Here is an 8976-nt window from a genome sequence, read left to right as displayed (position 1 = left end):
CCCAGGCGATCGTCGGCTGCCGCCCAGCCGGCGATCGCTTGCAGCTGCGTCGCGTACGGGTAGGGGATGTTCGGGAAGTCCGTGCCGAGCACCACGCGGTCGGCGAACCCGGCCAGCCGCGCCGTCCAGTCCGGCGGCAGCGGCGACATCGCTTCGGCGAACGGGACCCCGACCATGGTGGTGTCCAGGTGCACCCGCGGGTACTTCGCCATCAGGTCGAACGCGGTGCCGAACTCCGGCATCGCCGCGTGCGCGAGCACCGCCGTCAGCTTCGGGTGCCGCGCCAGCACCTCTCCGAACACCGACAACCCGGTGAAGTCGCCCCGCAACGGACCGTGTCCACAGTGGACGACGACCGGGACGCCGGCGTCGGCCAGCGCGCCCCACACGGGCGTCAGCTGGTCGTCACGCGGGTCGTACGCCCCCACCTGCACGTGCGCCTTGAAGACGCGGGCGCCGACGCGCAGTGCACCGTCCACAGCGGATCCGGCGCCGGGCTCGGGGTAGAACGTCCCGGTCGGCACCGCGTCCGGGACGCGCGAAGCGAACTCGAGCGCCCAGTCCGTCAGCCACTCCGCCATGCCGGGCTTGTGCGGGTAGACCAGCGGCGCGAAGCGCGTCACGCCGAGGGAGCGCAGCGTCTCGAGCCGGTCCTCTTCGGACGTCCGGTAGTGCACCGGCCACTCGGTGCCGTAGTGCGCCGAGGCCCGGTCGAAGTACGCCCAGACCTTGTCCATCACCGGTTTCGGCAGGAAGTGGACGTGCAGGTCGACCAGGCCCGGCAGGCCCAGCGACGCCGTCCAGCGAGCGACGTCCGCGTCGGAAGCCGGGCCGTGCGTCACTCCGTGAACCGGCCCTTCAGCGCGCGGCCCATGGCCTTCCTGATGTCCCGCTCCGCGTCGCGCTTCGCCAGCGTCTGCCGCTTGTCGTAGGCCTTCTTGCCCTGGGCCAGGGCGATTTCGACCTTGACCTTGCCGTCCTTGAAGTACATCGACAGCGGCACCAGCGAGAGCCCGCTCTCCTTGGTCTTGCCGATGAGCTTTTCGATCTCCCGCCGGTGCAGCAGCAGCTTCCGCGTCCGCCGCGGCATGTGGTTGGTCCACGTGCCCTGCGTGTACTCCGGGATGTGCACGTTGCGCAGCCAGACCTCGCCGTCGTCGACGGTCGCGAACGCGTCCGCCAGTGACGCCTTGCCCTCGCGCAGGCTCTTGACCTCGGTGCCGACGAGCACGAGACCGCACTCGTAGGTGTCGAGGATGGCGTAATCGTGCCGCGCCTTGCGGTTCGACACGATCACCTTCTGGCCACGTTCCTTGGGCATACGACCACTCTACGTGATTCCGATGGTGACGAGCAGCGAATTGATCAGTGCCGGACGTACAGCCGCAGCGTGACGTACCCGGTGATGGCGGAGATCACCACGGACACCCCGAGCAGGATCGGGGCGACCGGGAACAGCAGTTCCAGCGTGGTGATCTTCGGGAAGACGTCGCCGGTGAACACCGAGTCGAGGAAGCTCACCTTGGTCAGGACCAGCATGATGATCCCGAGGATCGCACCGACCGCGCCGGCGACCACCGCCTCCAGGAGGAACGGCAGCTGCGTGTACCACCGCGTCGCGCCGACCAGCCGCATGATGCCGACCTCGGTGCGGCGGGTGAACGCGGACACCTGGATCGTGTTGGCGATCAGCAGCAGCGCGGCGATGGCCATGATGAGCGCGGCGCCGAAGGCCATGTTGCGGACGCCGTTGAAGGCGTTGAAGACGCGGTCGAGGAACTTCTTCTGGTCGTCGACCTTCCGCACGCCCGGCTTGGTCGCGTATTCCTGCACGATCGCGTCGCTGCGGTCCGGGTCCTTCAGCTTCACGTGCAGCGAAGCGGGCAGCGACTCGGGACCGGTGAGCGCGACCAGTTCCGGCTGGCTCTCGAAGATCTTCTTGAACCGGTCGAAGGCCTGGTCGCGGTTCTCGAACACGACCGACTCGACACCGTTGTTGCTCTGCAGCGAGGTCCGCAGCGACTGGCACAGCGACTGGGTGCAGTTCTTGTCGCTCGTGCTGATGTCGTCGGTGAGGTAGACCGAAACCTCGACGTCGGCGAGGAAGTTGGACTTCATCTTGTCGATCGTCCGCACGGCGAGGAGGCCGCCGCCGAGCATGGCGAGCGACACGGCCGTGGTCAGCATCATCGCGATGGTCATCGTGACGTTCCGGCGCAGGCCGGTGACTACCTCACTGAAGACGAAACTGGCGCGCATGGCGGGTGCAGGTCCTTGGGGTCGGGGTCGGTCGAGGGCAGCGTCGGTGCGGGGTGGGCGGTCAGCGACCGATGCCGTAGACGCCGCGGGCGTCGTCGCGGATCACCCGGCCGAGCTGCAGCTCGACGACTCGGCGGCGCATGGAGTCCACGATGGAGTGATCGTGGGTGGCCATCAGGACGGTCGTGCCGGTGCGGTTGATCCGCTCCAGCAGCAGCATGATGTCCTGGCTGGTGTCGGGGTCCAGGTTCCCCGTCGGCTCGTCGGCGAGCAGCACCAGCGGGCGGTTCACGAACGCGCGCGCGATCGCGACGCGCTGCTGCTCACCACCGGAGAGTTCGTTGGGGAGCCGGTCCGCCTTGCCGTCGAGGCCGACGAGCTCCAGCACCTCGGGGACGACCTTCTTGATGGTCGGGGCGGGCTTGCCGATGACCTCGAGTGCGAACGCGACGTTCTCCGCGACGGTCTTGTTGGCCAGCAGGCGGAAGTCCTGGAACACGCAGCCGATGGTCTGCCGCAGGCGGGGCACCCGGCGGCGGGCCAGCTTGGCGACGTCGAAGTTCGACACCATCACGCGGCCCTTGCTCGGCGTCTCTTCGCGCAGCAGCAGCCGGAGGAAGGTCGACTTCCCCGATCCCGAGGGACCGATGAGGAAGACGAACTCACCCTTGTCGATGTTGACGGACACCCGCTCGAGCGCGGGCCGCGTCGAGGTCTTGTAGACCTTGGAAACCTCTTCGAGCCGGATCACGATTCGGCATACTACCCACCGGTCTCGTGAAGCCCCGGTTGCCCGGTCCACCCGGGTGGAGCAAGGGGCGTTTGCGTACGGTGAGCGGTCGCCCCTTTACTCCCCGGCCGATCAGGCGGTCTGCTTCCGCCAGCGGATGCCGGCCTCGAGGAAGCCGTCGATGTCGCCGTCGAGGACCGCGTGCGGGTTGCCGACCTCGAACTCGGTCCGCAGGTCCTTGACCATCTGGTACGGGTGCAGCACGTAGGAGCGCATCTGGTTGCCCCAGCTGGAGCCGCCGTCCTTGAGCGCGTCCATCTCCTTGCGCTCTTCTTCCTTCTTGCGCTGCAGCAGCCGCGACTGGAGGACCTTCATCGCGGCCGCCTTGTTCTGCAGCTGCGACTTCTCGTTCTGGCAGGAGACGACGATGTTCGTCGGGAGGTGCGTGATGCGCACCGCGGAGTCGGTCGTGTTGACGCTCTGCCCGCCGGGGCCCGACGAGCGGTAGACGTCGACCCGGATGTCCTTCTCCGGGATGTCGACGTGGTCGACCTCTTCGACCTCGGGCAGCACCTCGACGTGTGCGAACGACGTCTGACGACGGCTCTGGTTGTCGAACGGCGAGATCCGGACGAGCCGGTGGGTGCCCTGCTCGACCGAGAGGGTGCCGTAGACGTAGGGGGCGCTCACCGTAAACGTCGCCGACTTGATGCCCGCCTCTTCGGCGTAGGAGATGTCGTAGACGTCGGTCGGGTAGCCGTGGCGCTCCGCCCAGCGCAGGTACATGCGGAGCAGCATCTCGGCGAAGTCGGCCGCGTCGACGCCACCGGCCTCGGAACGGATCGTGACGACGGCGTTGCGGTCGTCGTACTCGCCCGAGAGCAGGGTGCGGACCTCGAGGCCGTCGATGGCCTTGCCGAGGTCGGCGAGCTCGGTCTCGGCCTCGCCCATGCTGCCGGAGTCGCCCTCGGCCTCGGCGAGCTCGTACAGCACGCCCAGGTCGTCGAGCCGCTGGCGCAGGTCGGAGACCCGGCGCAGCTCGCCCTGCCGGTGGGACAGCTGGCTGGTGACCTTCTGGGCCGCCTCCGGGTCGTCCCAGAGGTTCGGGCTCGAGGCCTGCTGTTCCAGGTCGGCCACCTGGGCACGCAGCGCGTCCAGGTCCATCACCGACTCGATCTGCGTCAGCTTGCCGGTCAGGTCCCTCAGTGCCGCGTCGAACTCATCACTCACGTTTGTCAAGGTTACGGCAAAACCCACGGCCGGTTGCGAGGACCGGCCGTGGGCGCGCGAACCTCAGGCCGCGGGGATGGCGTCGAGCAGCTTCAGCGCGGCCTTGGCCTGCGCTTGGGCGAACTCGGCGACGGCCTTCTCGTACGGCCCCTCGGCCGCCTTGGTGGCCGCCTTGGCGTCGTCGAGCTGCTGGCTGTAGCTCGTCCGGGCCGACTCGAGCAGCGACTGGCGCTGCTTCGCGGTCAGCGACCCCGCGTGCACGAGCCGCAGGATGAGCGGGCTGCGCAGGTGGTCGGGGCCGGCCTCGGACGTCAGCCAGGCCTTGAAGGCCTTCTTGCCGGCGGCGGTGATCAGGTACTGCTGGCTGGAGCGCGGGCCCTGCTTGCCGAGCCGGACGAGACCTTCTTTGGACAGCGCCGGGAGCTCCCGGTACACCTGGCTGCGGGTGACGCTGAAGAAGGCGCCGAATCGCTCACCCGCTCCCGCGACGAGCTGCCCGCCGGTGGCGGGACCGTCGTGGAGCAGACCGAGCAGGGCGGCGGCTGTTGCATTCAATTCGGACACGCCACCTAGATTCCCACTTATCGGCCGCTGTGTCCACAGTGGTCAGCAGATCTGTCCATTGTGGCTAGTGAGATCCCCTCGTTCGGCCCAATGCGACCAGGTCCACTGTGGACCTGAATACGCTCTGCAACCGCTCCCAGTGAACTTTGGTCCAACCAGACGCATCCAGGCCGCCTCGGCAACCTCCAGGCAGGTGAGTTCGGCGGGCGGCATCCCCGGCTTGCCGCACCCCGGACACGCACCGCAACCACGGGACGCAAGCGTCCACATGGCGAGATCCGCAGCAAAGGACGTCCTCAACGATGGATCCAACGGCCCCAAGCCCCGGCGGCAGAGGTTTGGGCATAGGAGCACCAATACAAAGCGAAGAGGCCGGTGTTCGCATATTCTGCGAACACCGGCCTCTTTTTCGTAGCGGGGACAGGATTTGAACCTGCGACCTCTGGGTTATGAGCCCAGCGAGCTACCGAGCTGCTCCACCCCGCGCCGTTGTGGTACTTGAATAGATTACACGGAGCGCCCAAGGCCTTAACAGGGGGGTCCCAAAACCCCCTGACCTGCCCTTACGCCCCACGAGCCCCCCGACCTCCACTGAGGACCCAAGCACCACCGGCCGGAGTGGACGTACAGCTGCCCGAGCAGATGCACAAGCGAACGAACATGCCAACCATTGCTCGGGCAGAGGCGCGAGGTCCTGACTACGACTCGCCTCGGCAACCGGAGGTTCGGCTGGGATTTCGGCAGCGGAGCCAGCTTTCCCATGCGAGATGCGACTGGCGTGGAGTGTCCCGCTGCGACAGTGACGAATGCACAAGGCCCTCAACCCACCCAGACACCCCGGGCTCACCCGTGGCTCACCCGGCACTCAACCAACCGCAGGGGGGTCCAGGGGCGGCGAAGCCCCCCTGGCGGGGGCCTGGGGGTTCGACCCCCAGAGCAAATGCGAAAGAGGGATGCGCTCGCGCGTTCCGCGAGCACACCCCTCCCAACCTCTGTAGCGGGGACAGGATTTGAACCTGCGACCTCTGGGTTATGAGCCCAGCGAGCTACCGAGCTGCTCCACCCCGCGTCGTGACACCTACCTTACGCCCTCGTTTCCGGGGGGTGCAAAGCAGGTGCCCGTTGCGTTGCCGACGTCACCCTCCGGGCTGGGTGCTGGGGGGTGGGGTGCTGGTCCCGGGGGCCGCGGTCTTGGCTGCTTCGTAGGCGCGGGCGGCCGCGTCGAGTGCGGCGAGTGCGGCGCCTTGGTCGGTGAAGTTGCCGGATTGCTGGGCGGCTTTGAGTTTGGCGATGGCGGATTGGATGTCGGCGACGGCCCGGTCGAGGGCGGCGTTGCCGCCGCCGCTGTTGGGCGGTGCCGTCGTCGGGGCGGTGGGGGTGGTCGGGGTCGTCGGCTGTCCGGATTGGGGCGGCGTGGTGGTGGCTTCGCCGGTGCCGGCGCCGAAGACCTGGTCGAGGGCTTCCTGGAGGGTGGCGCCGTAGCCGACCTTGGGTCCGTAGGAGACGAGGACGCGGGCCAGCTGCGGGTAGCTGTTCTGGTTGCGTTGCCGGATGTAGACGGGTTCGACGTAGAGGAAGCCGTCGGCGACCGGGAGCGTGATCAGGTTGCCGTAGATGGGGGTGACGTTCGGGTTGTTGAAGAGGGTGCGGTCCTGGGCGACGCGGGAGTCGCTCTGGAAGCGGTTCTGGACTTGGACGGGCCCGTCGACCTGGGTGGCTCCGGTGGCCGCGCTGGGTAGCTGGAGGACGCGGATCTTGCCGTAGTCGACGGGGTCGGACGACACCGTCATCCAGGACGCCAGGTACTGCCGCTGGAGACCGGTCAGCGAGCTGGTCAGCTGGAACGTCGGCTTGGTCTGGCCCGGGGTGTCGGCGAGGACGTAGTAGCCGGGCTGGTTGGCCGCGCCGGCCGCGGCCGGGTTCGAGCCGCCTTCGGCCGTCGGGTCCTGCGGGACGCTCCAGAAGGCCTGCTGGGAGTAGAACTCCTGCGGGTTGCTGACGTGGTAGCGGGACAGCAGCTCACGCTGGATCTTGAAGAGGTCCTCGGGGTAGCGGAAGTGGGCGCGCAGGTCCGGGGAGATCTCGGAGCTGGGCTTCACGAGCCCGGGGAAGACCTTCTCCCAGGCGTCGAGGACCGGTTCCTTGTCGTCGATCGAGTACAGCGTCACGTTGCCGTTGAAGGCGTCGACGGTGGCCTTGACCGAGTTGCGGATGTAGTTGATGGAGCTGTTGGCCTGCCGGGCGACGCCGTTGAGGGAGTCGTTGGTGGCCGCGCCGAGCTGGGTCTGCTGGGCGTACGGGAAGTTGTTGAGCGTGGTGTAGCCGTCGATGATCCACTGGATCTTGCCGTCGACGACCGCCGGGTACGGGTCGCCGTCGAGGGTCAGCCACGGCGCGATCTTGCTGACGCGGTCACGCGGGTCGCGGTTGTACATGATCTTGGAGTTGTCGCCGATGGCGTCGGAGAACAGGATGTTCCGTTCGCCGTACTCGGCGGCGAAGGCGAGGCGGTTGAACCAGTTGTCGATGGCGACGCCGCCGTTGCCCTTGTACGTGTAGCGGTCGGTCGCGGTGTCGTACTCGCCGGGCGCGTTGCCGGAGGTGCCGCCGACGATGGCGTAGTCGGATTCCGCGGCCGAGAGCTCGCCGTAGTAGATGCGGGGTTCCTTGACCTCGATGCCGCGCTGGCCGACCGCCGCCGCGCCGGCCCCGGCCGGGTTCTGCGTGTCGCTGGTCGTGGCGATCGGGTAGCCGCCGTCGGAGTTGGCGTCCTTGACCGCGCGGTCGATCGTGTTGGCGGGTGCGACGACGAAGCCGTTGCCGTGGGTGTAGACGAGGTGTTTGTTGATCCAGCTGGTCTGGTTGCCGGTCAGGCCCTCGGTCTTGATCTCCTTGGCGGCGACGATGTAGTCCTGCGTCACGCCCCCGACGGTGTAGCGGTCGATGTCCAGCTTGGCCGGGAAGCCGTAGAAGTTCTCGCGGCCGACGCGCTGGGTGAAGGTGTCGGACAGGATGTTCGGGTCGAGCAGCCGGATGTTCGACATCGTCCCGGTGTCGCTCTTGATCTGCTCCGGGGTGGCGTCCGACTTGCCCGCGTAGGGCTGGTACTGGACGTCGGTGAGGCCGTAGGCGCGGCGGGTGGCGTCCATGTTCCGCTGGATGGACGTCGCTTCCTTCTCGTTGGCGTTCGGCTTCACCGAGAACTGGTCGAGGATGGCGGGCCAGGCGACGCCGACGAGGATGCCGGACAGGATGAGCAGCACGAGCGAGATGGCCGGGAGCTGCAGGTTCCGGAGGAACGCGCCGGCGAAGAACGCGACCGCGCAGATCACCGAGATGCACAGCAGGATCAGCTTGGCGGGCAGGACCGCGTTCAGGTCGGTGTAGGTGGCCCCGATGAACAGCGGGTACGCGCGGTCGGACAGCAGCAGGTTGTACCGGTCGAAGAAGTATTCGACCGCCTTCAGCAGCACGAAGAGCCCGACGGTGATGGCGAGCTGCGCGCGGGTCGGGCCGGCGAGCTGGCCGCCCTTGCCCGCCAGCCGGATGCCGCCGAAGACGTAGTGGGAGATCAGCGCGCCGAAGAAGGAGATGACGACGACGATGAACAGCCAGCCGAGCAGCCAGTTGTAGAACGGGAGGTCGAAGGCGTAGAAGCCGACGTCGTTGCCGAACTCGGGGTCGGTCTGGCCGAACGAGGTGCCGTTGAGGAACAGCTGCACGACCTGCCAGTCGCCCTGGGCGGACAGGCCGGCGATGAGGCCGGTGAGCACCGGGATGCCGACGCCGAAGAGGCGGATGCGGGCCACGATCGCGGAGCGGTAGCGCGCCAGCGGGTCGTCGGCGCCGGAGATCGGCACGAACACCGGGCGGGTGCGGTAGGCGATCATCAGGCTGATCGCCAGCGCCCCGCCGACGAGCAACCCGACGGCGAAGAAGAGCACGACGCGGGTGATCAGCTGGGTGGTGAACACCGGCCGCGCGCCGACTTCGCCGAACCACAGCCAATCGACGTACGTGTCGAGGAGGCGGGCCCCGAGCAGCAACGCCAGCACGACCACTGCGGCGATGATGAGGAGGATCCGGCTCCGCCGGGACAGCTTCGGCAGGCTCACCGGGGGCCGAGTCGCCACGGCACACGCTCCTGTCTTCGTCAACACTTGAGCAGGGGCGCGTGCGCCCCCTGATTCCCT

7 protein-coding genes and 2 tRNA genes are annotated in these 8976 nt (G+C 67.8%); all 9 read right to left on the bottom strand.

Translation table 11 applies throughout. The features are described from left to right. Nucleotides 1-842 (bottom strand): amidohydrolase family protein (locus tag Q5425_RS17620; protein ID WP_308673329.1); only part of this gene is annotated, 842 nt, incomplete at its 3' end. Beyond that, nucleotides 839-1321 (bottom strand): SsrA-binding protein SmpB, encoded by a 483-nt coding sequence (smpB, locus tag Q5425_RS17615; RefSeq protein WP_308673328.1) that lies wholly within the window; start codon nt 1319-1321, stop codon nt 839-841. The genes Q5425_RS17620 and smpB, both read right to left, overlap by 4 nt. 44 nt (nt 1322-1365) lie before the next feature. After that, on the bottom strand, nt 1366-2259 hold the full coding sequence (ftsX, locus tag Q5425_RS17610) for a permease-like cell division protein FtsX (RefSeq protein ID WP_308673327.1): 894 nt from the start codon (nt 2257-2259) through the stop codon (nt 1366-1368). 61 nt (nt 2260-2320) lie between these two features. After that, nucleotides 2321-3010: a cell division ATP-binding protein FtsE gene (ftsE, locus tag Q5425_RS17605; protein ID WP_086683549.1), complete on the bottom strand. Its 690-nt coding sequence runs from the start codon at nt 3008-3010 to the stop codon at nt 2321-2323. Between the two features lie 111 nt (nt 3011-3121). Further along, nucleotides 3122-4219, bottom strand: a complete 1098-nt coding sequence (gene prfB, locus Q5425_RS17600) for a peptide chain release factor 2 (protein WP_308673326.1) — start codon at nt 4217-4219, stop codon at nt 3122-3124. A 63-nt stretch (nt 4220-4282) separates the two neighbouring features. Next, complete coding sequence (locus Q5425_RS17595; protein ID WP_086852689.1) at nt 4283-4783, bottom strand: PadR family transcriptional regulator; 501 nt, start codon at nt 4781-4783, stop codon at nt 4283-4285. Nucleotides 4784-5195: 412 nt separating this feature from the next. After that, nucleotides 5196-5269, bottom strand: a tRNA-Met gene (locus Q5425_RS17590). A gap of 509 nt (nt 5270-5778) precedes the next feature. Further along, nucleotides 5779-5852 (bottom strand) — tRNA-Met (locus Q5425_RS17585). A gap of 67 nt (nt 5853-5919) precedes the next feature. Then, nucleotides 5920-8916 (bottom strand): UPF0182 family protein, encoded by a 2997-nt coding sequence (locus Q5425_RS17580; protein ID WP_308673325.1) that lies wholly within the window; start codon nt 8914-8916, stop codon nt 5920-5922. Nucleotides 8917-8976 lie beyond the last annotated feature (60 nt).

The organism is Amycolatopsis sp. A133 (assembly GCF_031082405.1).
GTDB lineage: Bacteria > Actinomycetota > Actinomycetes > Mycobacteriales > Pseudonocardiaceae > Amycolatopsis.
This window is presented reverse-complemented; position numbering and strand designations above follow the sequence as displayed.